Origin of the sequence: Cryptosporangium phraense, from assembly GCF_006912135.1 — a bacterium.
GTDB classification, from domain to species: domain Bacteria; phylum Actinomycetota; class Actinomycetes; order Mycobacteriales; family Cryptosporangiaceae; genus Cryptosporangium; species Cryptosporangium phraense.
The window spans coordinates 13,348-32,462 of the sequence record NZ_VIRS01000038.1 but is presented as its reverse complement, the minus strand read 5'-3'; the positions used below and the strand labels follow the sequence as shown (position 1 = coordinate 32,462).

Annotated in this window: 17 protein-coding genes; 12 read left to right on the top strand and 5 right to left on the bottom strand. The window is 71.2% G+C overall.

All coding sequences use genetic code 11. The annotated features are described in order from the left end of the window. Window positions 1-19: 19 nt before the first annotated feature. Both FL583_RS34055 and FL583_RS34050 read right to left on the bottom strand, forming a co-directional pair. On the bottom strand, window positions 20-1,003 hold the full coding sequence (locus FL583_RS34055; protein WP_142709001.1) for an ABC transporter ATP-binding protein: 984 nt from the start codon (window positions 1,001-1,003) through the stop codon (window positions 20-22). After that, window positions 1,000-2,106, bottom strand: coding sequence for a LolA family protein (locus tag FL583_RS34050; RefSeq protein ID WP_142709000.1), 1,107 nt, complete (start codon window positions 2,104-2,106; stop codon window positions 1,000-1,002). The genes FL583_RS34055 and FL583_RS34050 overlap by 4 nt, the downstream gene beginning before the upstream one ends. A gap of 140 nt (window positions 2,107-2,246) precedes the next feature. Here FL583_RS34050 and FL583_RS34045 point away from each other — a divergent pair, with 140 nt between their 5' ends. Together FL583_RS34045 and FL583_RS34040 are read left to right on the top strand one after the other, a co-directional pair. Next, window positions 2,247-2,924 carry a response regulator transcription factor gene (locus FL583_RS34045; protein ID WP_142708999.1) on the top strand — a complete coding sequence of 226 codons (678 nt, stop codon included), beginning with the start codon at window positions 2,247-2,249 and terminating at the stop codon, window positions 2,922-2,924. Continuing rightward, entirely contained in the window at window positions 2,921-4,336 is a 1,416-nt protein-coding gene (locus FL583_RS34040; RefSeq protein WP_142708998.1) for a sensor histidine kinase, read from the top strand. Before FL583_RS34045 ends, FL583_RS34040 begins: the two co-directional genes overlap by 4 nt. 16 nt (window positions 4,337-4,352) lie before the next feature. On the opposite strand, the gene FL583_RS34035 is transcribed toward FL583_RS34040, so the two are convergent. Both FL583_RS34035 and FL583_RS41260 read right to left on the bottom strand, forming a co-directional pair. Next, a complete protein-coding gene (locus FL583_RS34035) occupies window positions 4,353-5,225 on the bottom strand; it encodes a hypothetical protein (RefSeq protein WP_142708997.1) in 873 nt (290 codons plus the stop codon). A gap of 166 nt (window positions 5,226-5,391) precedes the next feature. Next, on the bottom strand, window positions 5,392-6,591 hold the full coding sequence (locus FL583_RS41260; protein ID WP_205752710.1) for a DoxX family membrane protein: 1,200 nt from the start codon (window positions 6,589-6,591) through the stop codon (window positions 5,392-5,394). 171 nt (window positions 6,592-6,762) lie between these two features. Between FL583_RS41260 and FL583_RS34020 the strand changes: the two genes are divergently transcribed. The 9 genes from FL583_RS34020 to FL583_RS33980 all read left to right on the top strand — a co-directional run bounded on the left by FL583_RS34020 (window position 6,763) and on the right by FL583_RS33980 (window position 17,251). After that, window positions 6,763-7,668, top strand: a complete 906-nt coding sequence (locus tag FL583_RS34020) for a Rossmann-like and DUF2520 domain-containing protein (protein WP_142708996.1) — start codon at window positions 6,763-6,765, stop codon at window positions 7,666-7,668. An 11-nt stretch (window positions 7,669-7,679) separates the two neighbouring features. Further along, window positions 7,680-8,519 (top strand): pantoate--beta-alanine ligase, encoded by an 840-nt coding sequence (panC, locus tag FL583_RS34015; RefSeq protein ID WP_142708995.1) that lies wholly within the window; start codon window positions 7,680-7,682, stop codon window positions 8,517-8,519. Next, window positions 8,516-10,153, top strand: a complete 1,638-nt coding sequence (locus FL583_RS34010; RefSeq protein ID WP_142708994.1) for an L-aspartate oxidase — start codon at window positions 8,516-8,518, stop codon at window positions 10,151-10,153. Before panC ends, FL583_RS34010 begins: the two co-directional genes overlap by 4 nt. After that, window positions 10,150-11,001, top strand: a complete 852-nt coding sequence (nadC, locus tag FL583_RS34005) for a carboxylating nicotinate-nucleotide diphosphorylase (RefSeq protein WP_142708993.1) — start codon at window positions 10,150-10,152, stop codon at window positions 10,999-11,001. Before FL583_RS34010 ends, nadC begins: the two co-directional genes overlap by 4 nt. A 2-nt stretch (window positions 11,002-11,003) precedes the next feature. Beyond that, window positions 11,004-11,768 (top strand): type III pantothenate kinase, encoded by a 765-nt coding sequence (locus FL583_RS34000; RefSeq protein ID WP_142708992.1) that lies wholly within the window; start codon window positions 11,004-11,006, stop codon window positions 11,766-11,768. 2 nt (window positions 11,769-11,770) lie between these two features. Next, window positions 11,771-12,406: a TetR/AcrR family transcriptional regulator gene (locus tag FL583_RS33995; protein ID WP_142708991.1), complete on the top strand. Its 636-nt coding sequence runs from the start codon at window positions 11,771-11,773 to the stop codon at window positions 12,404-12,406. A gap of 26 nt (window positions 12,407-12,432) precedes the next feature. Next, on the top strand, window positions 12,433-13,950 hold the full coding sequence (lysS, locus tag FL583_RS33990) for a lysine--tRNA ligase (protein WP_142708990.1): 1,518 nt from the start codon (window positions 12,433-12,435) through the stop codon (window positions 13,948-13,950). A 111-nt stretch (window positions 13,951-14,061) separates the two neighbouring features. Continuing rightward, window positions 14,062-14,415, top strand: coding sequence for a histone-like nucleoid-structuring protein Lsr2 (locus FL583_RS33985; protein ID WP_142709035.1), 354 nt, complete (start codon window positions 14,062-14,064; stop codon window positions 14,413-14,415). Between the two features lie 310 nt (window positions 14,416-14,725). Next, the gene (locus FL583_RS33980) at window positions 14,726-17,251 is read left to right on the top strand and encodes an ATP-dependent Clp protease ATP-binding subunit (protein WP_142708989.1); all 2,526 of its coding nucleotides are present in this window, start codon (window positions 14,726-14,728) and stop codon (window positions 17,249-17,251) included. A 100-nt stretch (window positions 17,252-17,351) separates the two neighbouring features. Here FL583_RS33980 and FL583_RS33975 read toward each other — a convergent pair whose 3' ends face one another. Next, window positions 17,352-18,242: an HhH-GPD family protein gene (locus FL583_RS33975; protein WP_142708988.1), complete on the bottom strand. Its 891-nt coding sequence runs from the start codon at window positions 18,240-18,242 to the stop codon at window positions 17,352-17,354. A gap of 141 nt (window positions 18,243-18,383) precedes the next feature. Here FL583_RS33975 and FL583_RS33970 point away from each other — a divergent pair, with 141 nt between their 5' ends. After that, window positions 18,384-19,076, top strand: a complete 693-nt coding sequence (locus tag FL583_RS33970) for a hypothetical protein (protein ID WP_142708987.1) — start codon at window positions 18,384-18,386, stop codon at window positions 19,074-19,076. The last annotated feature ends 39 nt before the right edge of the window (window positions 19,077-19,115 follow it).

Sequence of the window (19,115 nt, the reverse complement as noted above, 5' to 3'; positions counted from 1 at the left end):
CGGTACGGCCGCGTAGGCCTTAGGCGCTGACATCGAAGCCCTCCCCGGTGAGCCCGACGAATACCTCTTCCAGCGTCGGCGACAACACCCCGAAACCCTGCACCGGCACGCCGTCGTAGACCAGCGCGGCCACCACCCGGTCGGGCGGGAGGTCGTGGAACCGCGCGCGGACCCGGTTCCCGTCCACGTCGATCTCGGTCAACCCGAGACGGCGAAGCGTCTCGACCGCGTCCAGCGGCCGGTCGCTCTCGACCTCGACCTTCGGCGCGGTTCCCGCGCGCAGCTCGTCCAGCGGCGCCTGCGCGACCAGCCGGCCGACGTTCATCACGCCGACGTGCGTGCAGATCTGTTCGACCTCGGCCAGCAGATGAGTCGACAGCATCACGGTCGTGCCGGCCGCGGCCAGCTCGGCGATCAGCGTGCGGACCTCGCGGGTGCCCTGCGGGTCCAGGCCGTTCGTCGGCTCGTCGAGCACGAGCAGGTCGCGGGGGCGCAGCAGGGACGCGGCCAGCCCGAGCCGCTGGCGCATGCCCAGCGAGTACGCGCGGTACTTCTTCCGGCCCGCGGCGGTGAGCCCGACCCGGTCCAGCGCGCTCGCGATCCGCTCGGCCGACGTCGTCGGGTCCGCGGTCCGGTCGACCGAGTCGACCCGCCGGAGGTTCTCCGGCCCCGACAGGTGCGGATAGAACGCGGGTCCCTCGACCAGCGCCCCGACCCGCGGCAGCACGGTCGCCGCGTCGTCCGGCATCCGGCCGCCGAGCAGACGCGCGGTGCCCGCGGTCGGCCGGGCCAGGCCCAGCAGCATCCGGATCGTCGTCGTCTTCCCCGACCCGTTCGGGCCGAGGAACCCGTACACCGACCCGGTCGGCACGGCCAGGTCCAGCCGGTCGACCGCGACCTGGCCGCCGCGGAACCGCTTGGTCAACCCCGCGGTGCTGACCGCGAGTGCACTGCCTTCACCACGGTCGAGCTCTTGCCGACGCTCGACCGCAGGCGCGGTCATCGCGCCGCCGCCTCGTAGAGCTTGGCCGGATCGACGGCTCCGAACACGAGCCGGCCGTCGTCGGTCAGTACCGCACAGACCAGGTCGGACTCGAACAGCCGCCCGCTACCCCAGGAGCCGCTGACCTTCGGGAGCGCGTTCAGCATCCCGTTGTCGCCGGGCGCCGAGACGTCGTTCACGATGCCGACGCGGGTCCAGCCCGAGCCGACCGTCGTGATCTTGTCCTTGGGCAGCTTCTCGTGCGGGTCGGTCGGCTGCTCCTCGGTCACCGTGGCGCCGGGCGGCGGGGTGAACGTGAACTGGGCCGCGTCGGGGGCGTCGAACGAGACCTGGGTGAAGCCGACCTCGAACGCCGGGGTGGACGCGCCGCGGGCGAACACCTGCACCCGGAGCGGCATCTTCTTCTCGGAGTCGACCGCGACCCGTACCTGTCCGACCCGGGACGCGTGGTCCTTCGGCTTCAGCACCAGCTCGTACGCGGCCCGGCCGGCGACCTGCGCGGTTCCGTCGGTCGAGACGTCGGTCGTCGGGCCGAGGGCCTTCAGCAGCCAGTTCGCGGCGTCCTGGGGCGTCGACGGGGCCGCCGACGGCGTGCCGCCCTTGAAGTCGTCCGGGTTCAGCTTCGTGTGGGTCGCGGTGTTCTTCGTGCTCGACCACGTCCAGAGGTCGGTGCCGTTCCGGACGACGTCCGACTCACCGAGGGAACCGAGCAGCGCGACGCGCTGCTTGTCTTCACCTCCGTACCAGACGCGCAGCGTGTGGGTGCCGGTCAGCATCGACAGGAAGTCCGAACTGCCCTGGGCCGGGGAGCCGGACGTCGGGAAGCTGGGCAGACCGAGATCGGACTTCTGCACCACGGTGCCGGAGAAGCCCTGGGGGAGCGCCGACTGCAGATCGACGAGCAGCGCGGACGCCGTCCGTGGCGGCAGCGAGGGGGAGGCATCGGCGGTGAGCATGCGGCTGACGCCGCCGACGATGAGCGCGAGGACGAGGACGGCGGCCGGCACGGCCCAGCGCAACGACGGGCGACGGACCAGCAGCGGCCGGGGTGCGGACGCTGACGAGAGCACTTCGGCGTCGTGCGGAGACTGCGCTGGATCCATGGCGAACACCTCCCGGTGAGCTTCAGTACATGCCGATGCTGCTCGGTGCATGCTGAGATCGGGCTGAGATGGTGGTTCGCTCAGCCTTCTCACAGTGCCCATGCCGGAGGCTGGCCCGGCTGCACAACGAAGGGACGCACGTGCGGGTACTGGTTGTCGAGGACGAAGTGCGGCTGGCGGGGGCGCTCAAGCGCGGCCTGCAGACCGAGGGGTTCGTCGTCGACGTGGCCCACGACGGGGTCGACGGCCTCGAGCGGACGCGCCAGAACGAGTACGACGCGGTCATCCTCGACGTGATGCTGCCCAAGCTCTCCGGCTACCGGGTGGTGCAGGCGCTGCGCGCCGACAAGAACTGGGTCCCGGTGCTGATGCTCTCGGCCAAGGACGGTGAGTACGACCAGGCCGACGGTCTGGACGCCGGCGCCGACGACTACCTGACCAAGCCGTTCTCGTACGTCGTGCTGGTGGCGAAGCTGCGGGCGCTGCTGCGTCGGGGCGCGCCGGAGCGGCCGACGGTGCTGACCGCGGGCGACCTGGTGCTCGACCCGGCGTCCAAGCGGGTCACCCGGGGTGAGGTCGAAGTCACGTTGACGGCTCGGGAGTTCGCGCTGCTGGAGTACCTGATGCGGCACGCCGGTGAGGTCGTCAGCAAGGTCGAGTTGCTGGAGCACGTCTGGGACCTCTACGACACCGGTGAGGCCAACGTCGTCGAGGTGTACGTCGGGTACCTGCGGCGCAAGATCGACCAGCCGTTCGGGCGTCGGGCGGTCACGACCGTGCGGGGCGCCGGGTACCGGCTGGAGCCCGACGGCGGATGAGGCTGGTGTCCTGGCCGGTGCGATCGTGGCACCGGGCACGGTTGCGGACGCGGCTGGTGGCGCTGGCCGCGGCCGCGCTGGTCGTCGCGCTGGCGCTCTCGCTGGTCGTGCTCGTGGTGGTGCTGCGGGCGTCGCTCGAGCGGGCGCTGGACGGGGCCGCGCGGCAGACCGGTCAGGACGTCGCCGCGCTGGTGGACGCCGACCGGCTGCCCGACCCGATCCCGGCCGGCGGCACCACGGTCGTGCAGGTGATCGACCGGAACGGGCGGGTGCTGGCCGCGTCGGCCGGGGCCGACCGGCTGGTGCCGATGCTGCCGGCCAGCGAGGTGGCGCTGGTCCTGCGCGACGAGGAACGCTACGAGCCGGGGTACCGGTTCGGCGTCGAGGGCGTCGTCCGGGTGGTGGCGGTGTCGGCGGGCACCGCGTCGGATCCGAAGACGGTGCTGGTCGCGGTGCCGGCCAGCGAGGTGCACGAGTCGGTCCGGGTGGTGCGGGTCGTGCTGCTGACCGGGTACGCGATCCTGCTGGTCCTGCTGGTGATCATGGCCTGGCGGATGGTCGGGGCGGCCCTGCACGCGGTCGAGGAGCTGCGGACGGGCGCCGAGGCGATCGCCGTCGGCCGGGGGAGCGTGAGGGATGGGGGAGGTGCCGAGCGCCTTCCGTTGCCTCGGGCGCACGACGAGATCTTCCGGCTGACCGTGACGCTGAATTCGATGCTGGCCCGGCTGGACGCGGCCCGGGCCCGGCAGAGGGCGTTCGTCGCCGACGCCGCCCACGAGCTGCGCAGCCCGCTGGCCAGCCTGCGGACGCAGATCGAGGTGGCCGAGGTGACGTCGACCCCGGCCGAACCGGCCGAGTTGCTGGCCGACGTTTCCCGGTTGACCAGGCTCGTCGACGACCTGCTGCTGCTCGCCCGGATGGACGACGGCCCGGTCCGGCACCGGCCGCCGGAGCCCGTCGAACTGGCCGTCGTCGCGGACGCGGCCGTCGCCCGGTCGGCCGGGGCCCGCGTTCCGGTGGTGCGGGTCGACCGGCCGGGTGCGGCCTCGGCCGTCGTCGAGGGGGACGAGGACGGGCTGACCAGGGTCGTCACGAACCTGGTGGAGAACGCGGTGCGGTATGCCGACAGCGGGGTCGAGGTGCGGCTCGGCTCGGACGGCGGCCGGGCGACGCTGGAGGTCGTCGACGACGGTCCCGGCATTCCGGCCGCCGACCGCGAGCGGGTGTTCGCGCGCTTCACCCGCCGCGACGACGCCCGGGACCGCGACAGCGGCGGATCGGGCCTGGGCCTGGCCATCGCCCGCGAGATAGTCCGCCGCCACGACGGCACGATCACGCTCGGGGAGGAGTCCCCGCACGGCTTGGTGGCGACGGTGTCGCTGCCGCTCGCGTCGCCGGACGAGGAGAGTTAGCCCCCGGCGAGTGGGATCAGCCTTGCGCGTTGGCGCCACCGCCCCCTCGGCCGCCGCCGCTCCCGAAACCGCCTCCGCGCCCGCCGCGGACGAGGATGAAGTCCGACGTGCTGCGGACTCCGGTGTCGAGGTCGGTGAGCTGGAGGACGAACGCGGTGCGGGTGAACGTGTGACGGGCGTGCACCGAGTACTTGATCGTCCGGGGCTCGTTCGGCGTATCGACGTCGAAGACGTCGGGCTCGACGGTCACCAGGATCGGCGGATCGTTCAAGCCCTGCTCGATGTCGGGGTTCGCGGCCCGGAAGGCCGCTCGGAGCGTTGCCGGGTCGAGGTTCTGGTCGGCTGCGATCTCGGCCAGGTAGACGTCGAGGTAGCGGTTGAATTCCGGCGTCCCGGCGACCAGGGCCTCCGCCCGGACGCGGGGATCGAGCGCGACCGTGGCCGTGAACGTGGCCTGGTACGAGCGCCTCGGCGACACCTCGATCTCCGGGCCGACGCCGGCGATGTCCACCGCGCCGCGGAAGGTCGGCTTCTGCGTGACTTCCGCGGTCCGCACGGTGGCGTGGCTGAGCGAGGTGACTTCCGGCCCCGCGTACTGACCGGCCGGGTCGAGCGAGCAGAAGACGCGTAACCGGCCGCGGATCTTGCTCGGCGGCTTCAGCGGCCAGATCTCGCTGTGCAGCGTGCCTGGTTGCTCGGACCTCTCCAGCCCGAGCGCGGCGATGTGCAGGTGCGGGGACTTACGCTGCATCCAGAGCAGCGCCTGCTGCACGCGTCGTTCGTACCGCTCGAAGACATGAACGGTGTCCGGCCGGAGCATCTGGGCCGCCGCGGTCTGCCGGACCTGCACGGTGAGCCCAGTACCGGCCGCGACCACCTGGTTGTCCATCGAGCGCTGATCGCAACTTCCGGTTGCGCCGTACCACTGCAAGACGAATGCGTCGTAGCGCGCCATGTCCCCCGCCTCCGGTGTGGCCCCCGGGACAGGATGGCGCCTTGACGGCTCTGTTCGGGCCTGAACAGAGCCATCAAGGCGCCACGGTGCGGTCGCTCCCTCAGGCGAGGTGAGCGCCCAGACTGGCTAGCAGGGCCACCAGGGCGATGCCGGCGGCGGCGGTCTGTACGGCGGCGCCGTTGAAGAACGGGATCCGGGCGTCGGCCGAGTAGCGGCCCGGGCCGGCGAGCAGCAGGCCGAGCGCGGCTCCGCTGAGGATGAGCGGTAGCTCGATGCCGTCGTGCGTCGCGAAGAAGCCGTTGCCGAGGTTCACCGCGACCATCGCGTTGATCGTGACCCCGATGATGCCGCCCGCCGCCAGCGGGGTGAGCAGCCCGGCGGCGAGGAACAGGCCGCCGAAGAGCTCGCCGACGATCGCGGCCAGCGCGAACAGGGCGCCGGGCTGGTAGCCCAGCGCGGAGAAGCCGTCCGCGGTCGCGGTGAAGCCGTCGCCGCCGAACGCGCCGAAGGCTTTCTGGGCGCCGTGGGCGGCCATGGTGAGCCCCACGACCAGGCGCAGGACGAGCAGGCCGGCGTCGGTGACGGCGGCCGGGGTCTCGATCGTGAGCAGCGCGGAGAGCGAGTTCCAGTCGTGCGGGGCGGCGTGGCGCGGGCCCGCCCAGATCGTGCGGTTGGTGACGGGCGGGGCGGCGTAGCTCAGGTCGAACGGCCCGGTGACGCGGGGCGGGTGTTCGGTGTGTGCGGGGTGTTCGGTGTGCGCGTTGTGCTCGGCGGAGCCGGGCGGGGGCGTCGAGGCGGCGGGGCCGGTGGGCGTGGGTGCCGCCGGGGCCGGGGCCGGGGCCGTGGCCGTGGCCGGGGCCGGGGCCGTGGCCGGGGCCGTGGCCGGGGCCGGGGTCGGGCGGTTGGGCGGGGCTCCGCCCGGCATGCCGGCCGGGAAGACCGGCCGACCGAGGACCGGCTCGAATGCCTCCGCCGCCGGAACCCCCGCCGCCGGCGCCGGCGCCGAATGCGTGGGGGTGGCCGCGGGCGCGGGCGCGGAGTGCGCGGGCGACGCCGCGGTCTCGGGCGCCGGGTCGGCGGGCTGCGCGTGGGCTGGGGTTGCAGCGGCCTCTGGCTGGGCGGGGCCCTCGTCCTCGGGGGCGTCTTCCGCGCTCGGGGGCGTCGGGGGCATCACACTCGTGGGGGCCGCTACCACCGCGCTCCAGAGGGCGTCCAGCACCGACCGATCCTCGAACAGCGAGTGGTGTTCGGTCTCGGCCGGTGCGGCCGTGTGGCGGGGCATCGTCCGCGCGCGAGCCATGCAGTCTCCTCTTAGTCGCCTTCATCCCATTAATAGATGAATACGACAATTACGGCAAGAGGTGTAATTCGAACGTTGTAATGGGGTTGTGACACCGCTGACATGAGCTACCTGAGCGCGAGCGACCCACGCATACTTGGGCCGACCGGTACCCGATTCGAGGACTGGATCATGGATCACACGCACGGCAACCCGGCTGACCGGCCGGGACGGCTCGCAGTCGGTCTCGTCGGCGCCGGCCGGGCCGGGTCGGTGCTGGCCGCCGCGCTGGCCCGAGCGGGCCACCGCACCGTCGCGGCCTCCGCGGTGAGCAGCGACTCGCTCGACCGAGCCGCCCGCCGCCTCCCCGGCACCCCGATCGTCCCGCCGGACTCCGTCGTCGCCGCCGCCGACCTCGCGCTGCTGGCCGTCCCCGACGACGCCCTGGAACCGCTGGTCACCGGGCTCGCCGAGGTCGGCGCCTTCCGTCCGGGTCAGCTGGTGCTGCACATCTCCGGCGCCCACGGCCTCGAGGCTCTGGACCCGGCCACCCGAGCCGGCGCGCTGCCACTGGCTCTGCACCCGATCATGACGTTCACCGGCCGAGACGAGGACGAGAGCCGCCTGGCCGGCGTCGCCTGGGGCGTCACCACGCCCGACGAACTGCGCCCGGTGGGCGAGGCGCTGGTCCTGGAGATGGGCGGCGAGCCGCTCTGGATCGCCGACGAGCAGCGCCCGCTGTACCACGCGGCCCTCGTCGTGGCCGCGAACCACCTGGTGACGCTCATCAACGACGCCGCCGACCTGCTCCGGGCGGCCGGGGTCGAGCGGCCGGGGCTCGCGCTGGCGCCGCTGGCCGGGGCCGCGCTCGACAACGCGCTCCGGTCCGGCGACGCGGCCCTGACCGGCCCGGTCTCCCGCGGGGACGCCGGCACCGTCGCGGGCCACCTCGACGCGCTCCGGGGCCGCCAGCCCAGCGCGGTCGCCGGCTACCTGGCGATGGCCCGCCGCACGGCCGACCGGGCCATCGCCGCCGGCCGCCTGGACGCCGCCTCGGCCGAGGGCCTGCTGGACGTACTGGGAGTCGACTCAGTGTGAAGGAGTCCGAAATGACCGCGCTGCGCACGCCGACCGTCGTCACCGACCGTGAGGCGCTGGCGAGGGTCCGGGACCGGGCCGACAGGCCGGTCGCGGTCGTCATGACGATGGGCGCGCTGCACGACGGGCATGCCGCTCTGCTGCGTCAGGCCCGGGCCCGGGCGGCGACCGTGATCGCGACCGTGTTCGTCAACCCGCTCCAGTTCGGCCCGAACGAGGACTTCGACCGCTACCCGCGGACGCTCGAGGGCGACCTGGAGATCTGTGCCCGCGAAGAGGTCGACGTCGTGTTCGCTCCGACGCCCGCCGTCATGTATCCGGACGGGCAGCCGAACACCCGCGTCAACCCGGGGCCGCTCGGCGAGATCCTCGAGGGCGCGAGCCGCCCGGGGTTCTTCCACGGCGTGCTCACGGTCGTCCTGAAGCTGATCAACCTGACCCGGCCCGACGTGGTGTTCTTCGGGGAGAAGGACTACCAGCAGGTCGCACTCGTCCGGCAGATGGTGCGTGATCTCGACCTGGACATCGAGGTCGTCGGCGTGCCGACCGTGCGCGAGCCCGACGGCCTCGCGCTGTCCAGCCGCAACCGCTACCTCTCCGACTCCGAGCGCACGACCGCGCTGGCCCTCGCGGCCGCGCTGCGGGCCGGCGCCGCCGCTCCCGGCGGGGCGGCCGCGGTGGAGGAGGCGGCGCGCAGCGTGCTCGAGCAGGCCGACGGGCTCGAGCTGGACTACGGCGTCGTGACCGCGCCCGACCTCGGGCCCGCGCCCGCGAGCGGTCCGGCCCGCCTGCTGCTCGCCGCGAAAGTCGGCACGACCCGGCTCATCGACAACGGCCCGGTCACCCTGTGACCCTGCCCCGGCGGTTGCTCGCCGCGTCGCCCGGTTGGACCGTCACCGCGGACGTCTGCGTGATCGGGTCCGGCGTCGCCGGACTCTGCGCCGCGCTGCACGCGCGCGAGGCCGGGCTCTCGGTCGTCGTCGTCACCAAGGTCAACATCGACGACGGGTCGACGCGCTGGGCGCAGGGCGGCATCGCCGCCGTGCTCGATCCGCTCGACACCCCGGCCGAGCACGCGAAGGACACGCTGGTCGCCGGCGTCGGGCTGTGCGACCCGGCAGCCGTCGACGTCCTCACCGAGGAGGGGCCGGGCCGGCTGCACGAGCTGATCGCGATCGGCGCCGAGTTCGACCGCAACCCCGACGGCTCGCTGATGCTCACCCGCGAGGGCGGCCACCACGCGAACCGCATCGTCCATGCCGGCGGCGACGCCACCGGGGCCGAGGTGCAACGCGCGCTGCACGCGGCCATCCACCGCGACCCGGGCATCCGGCTGATCGAGCACGCGCTCGTGCTCGACCTGCTCACCGGCGCCGACGGCCGGGCCGCCGGCGTCAGCCTGCACGTCCTCGGCGAGGGCTCGGAGGACGGCGTCGGTGCGGTGCTGGCCCGGGCGGTCGTGCTCGCCACCGGCGGACTCGGCCAGGTCTTCGCGTCGACGACGAACCCGGCCGTCTCCACCGGCGACGGGGTCGCGCTCGCGCTGCGGGCCGGCGCCACCGTCACCGACCTCGAGTTCGTCCAGTTCCACCCGACCGCGCTCTACCTCGGCGCGAACGCTCCGGCCGGCCAGCAGCCGCTGGTCAGCGAGGCGATGCGCGGCGAGGGCGCCTACCTGCGCAACAGCGCCGGCGAGCGGTTCATGGTGGGGCGGCACGAGCTGGCCGAGCTCGCCCCGCGGGACATCGTCGCCAAGAACATCACCCGCGAGATGCTGGCGTCGAAACAGGAGCACGTCTGGCTGGACGCCCGCCACCTGGGCAGAGACTTCCTCGAGCATCGGTTCCCGTCGATCCTGGCCCGGGCTCGGCAGGCCGGGATCGACCCGGTCACCGAGCTCGTCCCGGTCGCGCCGGCCGCGCACTACGCCTCGGGTGGCGTCCGAACCGATCTGAACGGACGGACCAGCGTGCCCGGGCTGTACGCGTGCGGTGAGGTCGCGTGCACCGGCGTGCACGGCGCCAACCGCCTCGCGTCCAACTCGTTGTTGGAAGGGTTGGTGTTCGCCGGACGGATCGGCCGGGACCTCGCGCGGGACCTGCCGCCGCAGGCGGAACCGGTCGACATCGAGGGCAGCGGCCTCGACCACTACGTGGTCTCGTCGACGGTGCGGGAGGACCTGCAGCACGCGATGGTCCGCGGGGCCGGAGTCCTCCGCTCGGCGGAGTCGCTGACCTCGACGGCGGAGACGCTGGCGCAGCTCGGCGGGAAGCACTCGGTCGACCCGCGCCCGGCGAACTGGGAGGTCACGAACCTCCACACGGTCGCGACCGCGCTGGTCGCAGCCGCGCTGACCCGCGAGGAGACGCGGGGCTGCCACTGGCGCGAGGACTTCCCGGACGCGTCCGACGCCTGGCGCGGACACCTGCTGGCCGCGATCGCGCCGACCGGCGCCCTGACCGAGACGTACGAGGCGATGTCATGAGTATCGACCCGGCCTGGGTGGCCGACCTGGTGGCCCGGGCGCTGGCCGAGGACCTCGGCGGCCCGGACGGCGTCGACGTGACGAGCGTGGCGACGATCCCGGCCGACCAGGTCGACGTCGTGGACCTGGTGGCGCGGGCGTCCGGTGTGGTGGCCGGGCTGTCGGTGGCCCAGGCCGTGTTCGAGGCCGCCGGAGCGCCCGACTTCGAGGCGCTGGTCGCCGACGGTGACGGCGTGGAGCGCGGGGACGTGCTGGCGACGATCACCGGGCCGACCCGGGCCCTGCTCACCGCCGAGCGCACCGCGCTGAACCTCATCTCGCGGGCCTCCGGAATCGCGACCCACACCCGGCGTTGGGCCGACGCGATCGACGGCACCGGCGCCCAGGTGCTCGACACCCGCAAGACGACGCCGGGCCTGCGTCCGTTGGAGAAGTACGCGGTCCGGGCCGGCGGGGGCACCAACAAGCGGATGGGCCTCTACGACGTCGCGATGATCAAGGACAACCACAAGCTCGCGGCCGGTTCGATCACAGCTGCTTACGAGGCGGTCCGGGCCACGTTCCCGGACGTCCCCGTGCAAGTGGAAGTCACGACGGTGGCCGAGGCGGTCGAGGCAGTGACGGCGGGCGCCACCTTCCTGCTGCTGGACAACATGGAGCCGCCGCTCCTGCGCGAGGTCGTGGCCGCCGTCGGCGGCAAGGCCGAGCTCGAGGCCACCGGTGGCCTGACGCTCGAGCGGGCCCGCGAATTCGCCGAAACCGGCGTCGACTACCTCTCCGTGGGGGCGTTGACGCATTCGTCCCCGATCCTCGACATCGCCCTCGACCTGCGACCTCGGAAGGCGTAACGGTGCTGCTGACCATCGACGTCGGTAACACGAACATCGTGCTCGCGACGTTCGCGGACGAGAAGCTCGTGCATTCCTGGCGGATCCGCACCGACAGCCGGATGACCGCGGACGAGCTCGCGCTCCAGTTCCGGGGGCTGCTGGAGAGCGAAGCCGTGCAGATCACCGGCGTCTCGGCCTGCTCGACCGTGCCGTCGACGCTGCGCGAGCTGCGCACGATGCTCGACAAGTACTACGGGGACATCCCGACGATGATCATCGAGCCGGGCGTCCGCACCGGGGTGTCGATCATCATGGACAACCCGAAGGAGGTCGGGTCCGACCGGATCATGAACACGCTGGCCACGCATCACCTGTACGGCGGCCCAGCGGTCGTCGTCGACTTCGGCACGTCGACGAACTTCGACGTCGTCGGCAAGGACGGCGAGTTCCTCGGCGGCGCGCTGGCGCCGGGCATCGACATCTCGGTCGACGCGCTGGCGGCGAGGGCCGCGCAGCTGCGCAAGGTCGAGCTGGTACGGCCGCGGTCGGTGATCGGGAAGAACACGGTCGAGGCGCTGCAGTCCGGGATCATCTTCGGGTTCGCCGGGCAGGTCGACGGAATCGCCCGGCGGATGGTCGACGAGCTCGGCGGGGTGACCGCGGTGGTCGCCACCGGGGGGCTGGCGCCGCTGGTCATCGGCGAGTCCCGGGAGATCACCAAGCACGAGCCCAACCTCACGCTGATCGGGCTCCGTCTGGCGTTCGAGCGGGTCGTGGCGCGCTGAGGATGGCGGAAGACACCAGGCGGCGGCTGATCGACGGCGCGATCGAGACGGTTCGCCGCAACGGCATCGCCGGGACGTCGGCCCGGACCGTCGCCGCCACCGCCGGGGTCAACCAGGCCCTGGTCTTCTACCACTTCGGCAGCGTCGCCGACCTGCTCAGCGAGGCCTGCCGGGTCTCCACCGCCGAGGACGTCGCCCGCTACCGCGACCGCTTCGCGTCGGTCCGGACGCTGCGCGAACTGCTGACGCTCGGCCGCGAGCTGCACGTCGACCAGCGCGAGCGGGGCAACGTCCGGCTGCTCGCGCAGATGCTGGCCGGCGCCCAGGGCGACGACCGCCTGGCCGCCGCGACCAGCGAGGCGATCGCACTCTGGGTCGCCGAGATCGAGAGCGTGCTGCGCCGGGTCGTCGCCGGCTCGCCGATCGAGTCGGTCGTCGACGTCGAGGGGCTGGCCTCCGCGGTCTCGGCCGCGTTCGTCGGTCTGGAGCTGTTCGAGGCCGTCGACCCGGACGGCAGCGCCCGGTCGCTGGACGCCCTGGACCAGCTCGGAGTCCTGCTCGAGGTCGCCGACGACCTCGGTCCGGTGGCGAGCGCGGCGCTGCGCCGTCGACTTCGGGGCGCCGCCGGTCAAAAGTGATGGTCGGGGGTCGATAGGCTCTAGCCGTGACCGAGAACTCCGCCGACCAGCAGGCACCCGAAGACGTTGATGGCGACCTGCCCGAGCAGGTCCGGGTGCGGTTGGAGAAGCGGGCCCGGATGCTCGCCGAGGGCCTCGAGCCCTATCCGGTCGGGTTCCCGCGGACGACGACGCTGGCCGCGATCCGCGATCGGTACCCCGAACTCGGCCCGGACGAGCACACCGGCGAGCGGGTCAGCGTCACCGGCCGGGTCATTTTCGTGCGGAACACCGGCAAGCTCTGCTTCGCGACCCTTCGTGAGGGCGACGGAACCGAACTGCAGGCGATGCTCAGCCTCGCCCAGGTCGGCGAGGAATCGCTGGAGAGCTGGAAGTCGCTGGTCGACCTCGGCGACCACGTGGGCGTCGAGGGTGAAGTGATCACCTCCCGCCGAGGCGAGTTGAGCGTGCTGGCCGATCGCTGGGTGCTCACCGCAAAGGCGCTCCGGCCCCTTCCGGTCGCCCATCGGCCGATGGGCGAAGAAACGCGGATTCGGCAGCGGTATGCCGATCTGATCGTCCGGCCGGAGGCCCGCCGGATGGTGGAAGTGCGTACCGAAGCAGTGCGTGCTTTGCGGGATTCCCTGAACCGTCGGCAGTTCCTCGAGGTCGAGACGCCGATGTTGCAGAACGTGCACGGCGGCGCCGCGGCGCGGCCCTTCATCACGCATTTCAACGCGTTCGATCTCGATGTGTACCTACGGATCGCACCCGAACTCTTCTTGAAGCGTTGCGTGGTCGGTGGCATTGAGAAGGTTTACGAACTCAATAGAAACTTCCGTAACGAAGGGGCGGATTCCACGCACTCGCCGGAATTCACCATGCTCGAGGTGTATGAAGCCTACGGCGACTACGACACGATGGCCCGGCTGACCAGGGAGCTGTACCAGGAGGCCGCGACCGCGGTGTTCGGCTCCCCGGTCGTCGAGCGCTTCGACGGGACCGAGCTCGACCTGAGCGGCGAATGGGAGACCGCGTCGCTGTTCGCTCTGGTCTCCGAGGCGGTCGGTGAAGAGGTCACGCCGGAGACGCCGATCGAGACGTTGCGGGCGTACGCGGAGAAGCACGGTGTGGCCGTGAATCCTATTTGGGTACACGGCAAGCTGGTCGAGGAGCTCTTCGAAGCGCTCTGTGAAGAGCGGTTGGTGGGCCCGATCTTCGTGCGCGACTACCCGCTCGACACCAGCCCGCTCACCCGTCCGCACCGTTCGCTTCCCGGCGTCGCGGAGAAGTGGGACCTCTACATCGAGGGCGTCGAGCGGGGTACCGCCTACTCCGAGTTGGTCGATCCGGTCATTCAGCGTGAGCGACTGGTCGCCCAGTCGGTGCTCGCGTCCAAGGGCGACGACGAGGCCATGCAGCTCGACGAAGACTTCCTCCGGGCGCTGGAATACGGCATGCCGCCCTCCGGCGGAATGGGCATGGGGGTGGACCGTTTGCTCCAGGTGTTCACTGGTAGGGGCATCCGGGAGACGATTCTCTTCCCGTTCGTCCGGCCGGTATAAGGACATCGCCCGGTTACCGAGCGTTTCGGGGATACGGGGTATTGGCAATTCGGTCGGTGCCATGATTGTATTTAGCCGTACCCAGGTTTTCTGGTGATCCGGGAGGAATTCGTGGCGCAGAAGGTGCAGGTGCTTCTCGTCGATGACATCGACGGAGGGGAAGCAGAAGAGACGGTGACGTTCTCGTTGGACGGCGTGTCTTACGAAATCGATCTGTCTTCGAAGAACGCGGCAACACTGCGGGACGCGGTTGCGCCTTACGTCGGGGCAGCCCGTAAGGCCGGTCGGGCCACCGCGGTGAAGGTGGCCGCCGCTGCTACCCGCACCCGCTCCACCGGTTCCACCGCGACCGCTGATCGCGAGCAGAACCAGGCCATCCGGGAATGGGCCAAGAAGCGCGGATTCAAGGTTTCCGACCGCGGCCGTATCCCGAGCGACATCGTGAAGAAGTTCCACGCGAGCTAATCAGTTCGGTCGATCTCCGGGGCCGCTTCCTTCCCTCCTCCCGAGCGGCCCCCACCCCGCTGAACGCCCTGGGCGTCACGTCCGTAATCTGCAGGTACGGGTAGCGGGGGCAGGCGTTCGCTCTCAGCGGACAGCTGGTCGGAAGTGCTCCTTCCACCTCACCGTTATAGAAGGCAGTAGTCGAGGGGGCTCCGATCCGGTCCCCACGGCGGGTGGCCGGAGGTCATCACCCGACTACAGTGGTGGGACGGGCGCCATCAGGTGTTCGCGACCACACGGTGCCCACTGGCACGTGAGGAGCTAACGAGGGATGTTCGAGAGGTTTACCGACCGCGCGAGGCGTGTTGTCGTCCTGGCTCAAGAAGAAGCCCGGATGCTCAACCACAACTACATCGGCACCGAGCACATCCTGCTCGGCCTCATCCACGAGGGTGAGGGCGTCGCGGCCAAGGCGCTCGAGTCCCTGGGGATCTCGCTGGAGGGTGTCCGCCAGCAGGTCGAGGAGATCATCGGGCAGGGCCAGCAGGCGCCGAGCGGGCACATCCCGTTCACCCCGCGGGCCAAGAAGGTGCTCGAGCTGTCGCTCCGCGAGGCGCTGCAGCTGGGCCACAACTACATCGGTACCGAGCACATCCTGCTCGGCCTGATTCGCGAGGGCGAGGGCGTAGCCGCTCAGGTCCTGGTGAAGCTGGGGGCGGACCTCAACCGGGTTCGTCAGCAGGTGATCCAGTTGCTGTCGGGCTACCAGGGCAAGGAGCCGGCCGGCTCCGGTGCCCCGGCCGAAGGCACGCCGTCCACCTCGCTCGTCCTCGACCAGTTCGGTCGCAACCTGACCCAGGCCGCGCGCGAGCAGAAGCTCGACCCGGTCATCGGTCGGGAGAAGGAAATCGAGCGGGTCATGCAGGTGCTGTCCCGCCGCACCAAGAACAACCCGGTGCTGATCGGCGAGCCCGGCGTCGGCAAGACGGCGGTCGTCGAGGGGCTGGCGCAGGCCATCGTCAAGGGCGAGGTGCCCGAGACGCTGAAGGACAAGCAGCTCTACACGCTCGACCTGGGCGCGTTGGTTGCCGGTTCGCGCTACCGCGGTGACTTCGAGGAGCGCCTGAAGAAGGTGCTCAAGGAGATCCGCACCCGCGGCGACATCATCCTGTTCATCGACGAGATCCACACCCTGGTGGGTGCGGGTGCCGCCGAGGGCGCGATCGACGCCGCCTCGATCCTGAAGCCGATGCTGGCCCGGGGCGAGCTGCAGACGATCGGCGCCACGACGCTCGACGAGTACCGCAAGTACGTCGAGAAGGACGCCGCTCTCGAGCGCCGGTTCCAGCCGATCCAGGTCGGCGAGCCGTCGCTGGCGCACACGATCGAGATCCTCAAGGGTCTGCGTGACCGCTACGAGGCGCACCACCGCATCTCGATCACCGACGGTGCCCTGGTCGCCGCGGCGACGCTGGCCGACCGGTACATCTCCGACCGCTTCCTGCCCGACAAGGCGATCGACCTGATCGACGAGGCCGGCGCGCGGATGCGGATTCGGCGGATGACCGCTCCGCCAGACCTGCGGGAGTTCGACGAGCGCATCGCGGGCGTCCGGCGCGAGAAGGAGAGCGCGATCGACGCGCAGGACTTCGAGAAGGCCGCGTCGCTCCGCGACAAGGAGAAGCAGCTGCTGGGCCAGAAGGCGCAGCGCGAGAAGGAGTGGAAGGCCGGTGACCTCGACGTCGTGAGCGAGGTCGACGACGAGCAGATCGCCGAGGTGCTGGCGAACTGGACCGGCATCCCCGTCTTCAAGCTCACCGAGGAGGAGACCAGCCGTCTCCTGCGCATGGAGGACGAGCTGCACAAGCGGGTCGTCGGCCAGGAGCAGGCGATCAAGGCGGTCTCGCAGGCCATCCGGCGTACCCGGGCCGGCCTGAAGGACCCGAAGCGTCCCGGTGGTTCGTTCATCTTCGCCGGCCCGTCCGGTGTGGGTAAGACCGAGCTCTCGAAGGCGCTGGCCGAGTTCCTGTTCGGCGACGAGGACGCGCTGATCCAGCTCGACATGTCGGAGTTCCACGACCGGTACACGGTGTCCCGGCTCGTCGGTGCGCCTCCCGGCTACGTCGGTTACGACGAGGGTGGCCAGCTGACCGAGAAGGTCCGCCGCAAGCCGTTCTCCGTGGTCCTCTTCGACGAGGTCGAGAAGGCTCACCCGGACGTGTTCAACACGCTCCTGCAGATCCTGGAAGACGGTCGCCTGACCGACGGCCAGGGCCGCATCGTGGACTTCAAGAACACGGTGCTGATCCTGACCTCGAACCTGGGAACCCGCGACATCGCCAAGGCCGTGTCGCTCGGCTTCCAGTCGGGCAACGACACGTCCAGCAACTACGAGCGGATGAAGCTCAAGGTCCAGGACGAGCTGAAGCAGCACTTCCGGCCCGAGTTCCTCAACCGTATCGACGACACGATCGTCTTCCACCAGCTCACCGAGGACGAGATCGTCGAGATCGTCGACCTCATGCTGAACCGCGTGGACACGGCTCTGAAGAACAAGGACATGGGGCTCGAGCTCACCGACGGCGCGAAGAAGCTTCTCGCCGCCAAGGGCTACGACCCGGTGCTGGGTGCTCGGCCGCTGCGCCGGACGATCCAGCGCGAGATCGAGGACACGCTGTCGGAGAAGATCCTCTTCGGCGAGCTGTCGGCCGGTCAGATCGTGGTCGTCGACGTGACGGGGACGGACGAGACCGACCGCACCAAGGGCGAGTTCACGTTCCGTGGGGCCGACAAGCCGGCTCCGCTGCCCGACGCGGTGACCGCCGAGATCGCCTCGGGCGAGACGGCCGCCGAGTAAGGCTGCTTTTTCGGAGGGGCGGGCCGCCGTAGGCGGTCCGCCCCTCCGGCATTTGACGACTTTCCGGGGTTCTGGGGCGGCCCAGAACCCCGGAAAGTCGTCAATTGGCGCGGGCCGCTCCGGGCAGGGCGTAGGTGCCGTCGGGGAGCGGGTCGACCAGGCCGTCGGCGACCAGGCCGTCCAGGGCGCGGGCACGTTGGACCGGCTCGTTCCACACCACGTCTAGCGCTCCCTGGGGTACGGGGCCGGTGGCGTCCCGGAGCACGGCGAGCAGGCGTCCGCGCACCTGGCGGTCGGTGCCCGCGTACCCCTGCGGACGCTTGGCCGGCCCGTCGTAGGCCGGCTTGCCGGCCCGGAACCAGGCGCAGTCGTCGACGACCGGGCAGTCGGCGCAGCGGGGAGCCCGGGCCGTGCACACCAGCGCGCCCAGCTCCATCACCGCCACCGCGTACTTGGCCGCCACCGCGGGGTCGTCCGGCACCAGCGGCTCGGCCAGGGCGAGGTCGCGCGCGGCCGACCCGGGCGCGGTGTCGGCGACCCCGGTGACGACCCTGCTCAGCACCCTTCGGACGTTGGTGTCGACGACCGCGTGCCGCTGCCCGTACGCGAACGAGGCGATGGCCCGGGCCGTGTACGCCCCGACGCCGGGCAGTGCCAGCAGCGCGTCCAGGTCGGTCGGTAGTTCGCCGTCGTGCCGGGTGGTGATCGCTACCGCGCACTCGTGCAGGCGCAGCGCTCGTCGCGGGTAGCCGAGCCGCCCCCACATCCGGACGGCCTCGCCGGGCTCGTCGGCGGCCATCGCGGTTGGCGTGGGCCAGCGCGACATCCATGCCTGCCAGGCCGGGAGGACGCGCGACACGGGCGTCTGCTGCAGCATGATCTCGCTGACGAGGACGCCCCAGGGGCTGGCGTCCGCGGTGCGCCAGGGGAGATCCCGGGCGTTCTCGTCGTACCAGTCGAGGACGTGCGCAACGAAGGGAAGCGTTGACATCACTGGTGATCGTGCCAGACCGCTTCCGCTCAACGAAACCGACAAATTGGACATCGATGCTGCGATGGTCTCTACGTCGGGTCGAGACCTGCGGCGTGCCGTCACGCATCAGCGGCCCCGGAGCGATACCGTTCCACCACCATGAACTGGACGGTCGGACCCCACCCCTCGGGCGTCTACTGGCGCCGGCGCCTCCTGATCTTCGTTCCGCTGCTCGTCATCCTGCTCGCGTTTGCGTCGTGCCTGGTCGTGCGCGGTTCGGACGGCGGCGAGGCGAAGCTCGCCGGCGTTGATCCGACGAGTGCCGCGCCCGCGGCCGGTGGCAGCTCGCCCGATCCGGGGGAGTCCGCGGCCGGCTCGGCGCCGAGCGAGGAGTCGCCCGACTCGGCGACGACGGCGCCCGACACCGCGGCCGGTGGCTCGGCGACTGATTCGGCTGCGTGCCCCGACTCGGCCCTGACGCTCACCGCGGTGCCGTCGGACGGGGCGGTGCGGATCGGGGAGTTCGCGCAGATGCGGCTGGTGGTGAAGAACTCGTCGACGGCCGCGTGCCGCCGGGATGTCGGCTCGAATGAGCAGGAGTTGAAGATCCTGTCCGGGGCCAAGCAGGTCTGGTCGTCCGACGATTGCAGCTCGAGGGCCGACGCCGCCGGCGCGACGGTCGAGCGCAAGATCGTGCCCGGCGAGACGCTGAATTACTACATCAAGTGGGGCGGGACGACGTCCTCGAAGAATTGTGTGACCGGGGCTCCGGTGGCCCCGGGTAAATATCAGCTGGTTGCGCGCCTGGGCACCTTGGAAAGCAGAGCCGTGACGTTCACCGTCAACCCGTGAGCGGGCTGTTGCGCCACGACCTGATGATGGCGCTTTGGC